Origin of the sequence: Paraburkholderia sp. RL17-373-BIF-A (assembly GCF_046030175.1) — a bacterium.
In the GTDB taxonomy this organism is placed as follows: Bacteria; Pseudomonadota; Gammaproteobacteria; order Burkholderiales; family Burkholderiaceae; genus Paraburkholderia.
In genome coordinates this window covers 1-219 of the sequence record NZ_JARESO010000576.1, presented here as the reverse complement: position 1 = coordinate 219, position 219 = coordinate 1, and the positions used below count along the sequence as shown (strand labels likewise).

Here is a 219-nt window from a genome sequence, read left to right as displayed (position 1 = left end):
CGTTTTACGATTTCCCGGCCGAACATTGGCAGCATCTGCGCACCACGAACCCGATCGAATCGACCTTCGCGACGGTACGTCATCGTACGAAGCGCACGCGCAACGGTGTATCGCGTGCGACCTTTCTGGGCCTCGCATTCAAGCTGATCGAGTCGGCCGAAGAATCGTGGCGGCGCATCCGCGCCCCGGAAAAGCTCACTTCGATGTTTGACGGAATGA

The 219-nt window shown here is 58.9% G+C and carries 1 protein-coding gene; it reads left to right on the top strand.

Annotated elements, in window-relative coordinates:
- Positions 1–219: transposase (locus P0D80_RS51820; protein ID WP_408296864.1), on the top strand; the 219-nt coding region annotated here is incomplete at both ends.